Source organism: Pseudomonas sp. (assembly GCF_037994325.1).
In the GTDB taxonomy this organism is placed as follows: Bacteria; Pseudomonadota; Gammaproteobacteria; order Pseudomonadales; family Pseudomonadaceae; genus Aquipseudomonas.
The window spans coordinates 1-1,585 of the sequence record NZ_JBBNAH010000145.1; the positions used below are offsets into that span (position 1 = coordinate 1).

Sequence of the window (1,585 nt, forward strand, 5' to 3'; positions counted from 1 at the left end):
TGCATGTCGGATCTCCTTACAGCACTTCTGGGGCGAGCGAGACGATCTTCATGAACTTCTCAGTACGAAGTTCACGGGTCACTGGCCCAAAGATACGGGTGCCGATCGGCTCTTGCTTGTTGTTCAGCAGAACAGCAGCGTTGCCATCAAAGCGAATGATCGAGCCATCAGGGCGACGAACGCCGTGACGAGTGCGGACTACAACAGCAGTCATCACTTGGCCTTTTTTCACTTTCCCGCGAGGAATTGCTTCCTTAACGGTAACTTTGATGATGTCGCCGATGCCGGCATAACGACGATGCGAACCGCCCAACACCTTGATGCACATAACACGACGAGCGCCGCTGTTATCAGCTACATCGAGCATGGATTGAGTCTGAATCATATAATTTCTCCGACCCCTAGTCCTTAGACTTCCACTGCGCGTTCAACGACTTCAACCAGTGCCCAATTTTTGGTCTTGGCCATCGGACGAATTTCACGAATAGTGACTTTGTCGCCGATGTGGCATTGGTTGGTTTCGTCGTGGGCGTGCAATTTGGTCGAACGCTTCACGTATTTACCGTAGATCGGGTGCTTAACGCGACGCTCGATCAGTACGGTGATGGTCTTGTCCATTTTGTCGCTGACCACACGGCCAGTCAGCGTACGGACAGTTTTTTCAGCTTCAGCCATGATTACTTACCTGCCTGCTGGTTGAGCACAGTCTTCACGCGAGCGATGTCGCGCTTAACTTGCGAGAGCAGGTGAGACTGCCCCAACTGGCCAGTTGCTTTCTGCATACGCAGATTGAACTGGTCGCGCAGCAGGCCGAGCAGTTGCTCGTTCAGCTGCTGTGCTGATTTTTCACGAAGTTCATTCGCTTTCATCACATCACCGTCCGCTTAACAAAGGAGGTGGCGAGCGGCAGCTTTGCAGCAGCCAGGGCGAAAGCCTCACGCGCCAGCTCTTCGGAAACGCCTTCGATCTCGTACAGGACTTTGCCTGGCTGGATCTGGGCTACCCAATACTCAACGCTACCCTTCCCTTTACCCATCCGCACTTCGAGAGGCTTCTTGGTAACTGGTTTATCGGGGAATACGCGAATCCAGATTTTCCCGCCACGTTTTACGTGACGAGTCAGAGCACGACGAGCGGACTCAATCTGACGGGCGGTGAGACGACCGCGGGCAACAGACTTCAGCGCGAACTCGCCGAAGCTAACTTTGCTACCGCGTTGCGCCAGACCACGGTTGTGGCCTGTCATCTGCTTGCGGAACTTCGTACGCTTTGGTTGCAACATTTGGCGTACCCCTTACTTAGCAGCTTTTTTACGAGGCGCAGGTGCTTGTGGTTTAAGTTCTTCTTGGCGACCACCGATTACTTCGCCCTTGAAGATCCAAACCTTCACACCGATCACACCGTAAGTGGTGTGCGCTTCGTACGTGGCATAGTCGATATCGGCACGCAGGGTGTGCAACGGCACACGACCTTCACGATACCACTCGGTACGGGCAATTTCTGCGCCGCCCAAACGACCGCTCACTTGGATTTTGATGCCCTTGGCACCAATACGCATGGCGTTCTGTACAGCGCGCTTCATAGC

5 protein-coding genes are annotated in these 1,585 nt (G+C 53.9%); all 5 read right to left on the bottom strand.

What is annotated here, in order from left to right; translation table 11 throughout:
- Positions 1-16: 16 nt before the first annotated feature.
- The gene (gene rplN, locus AAAB16_RS04905; RefSeq protein ID WP_003281831.1) at positions 17-385 is read right to left on the bottom strand and encodes a 50S ribosomal protein L14; all 369 of its coding nucleotides are present in this window, start codon (positions 383-385) and stop codon (positions 17-19) included.
- 23 nt (positions 386-408) lie between these two features.
- Positions 409-675: a 30S ribosomal protein S17 gene (gene rpsQ, locus AAAB16_RS04910; protein ID WP_340662337.1), complete on the bottom strand. Its 267-nt coding sequence runs from the start codon at positions 673-675 to the stop codon at positions 409-411.
- 2 nt (positions 676-677) lie between these two features.
- Positions 678-869: a 50S ribosomal protein L29 gene (gene rpmC, locus AAAB16_RS04915; RefSeq protein WP_002555481.1), complete on the bottom strand. Its 192-nt coding sequence runs from the start codon at positions 867-869 to the stop codon at positions 678-680.
- A complete protein-coding gene (rplP, locus tag AAAB16_RS04920) occupies positions 869-1,282 on the bottom strand; it encodes a 50S ribosomal protein L16 (RefSeq protein WP_110618209.1) in 414 nt (137 codons plus the stop codon). Before rplP ends, rpmC begins: the two co-directional genes overlap by 1 nt.
- Positions 1,283-1,294: 12 nt before the next feature.
- The coding region (rpsC, locus tag AAAB16_RS04925) for a 30S ribosomal protein S3 (RefSeq protein ID WP_210695063.1) at positions 1,295-1,585 on the bottom strand (291 nt) is incomplete at its 5' end.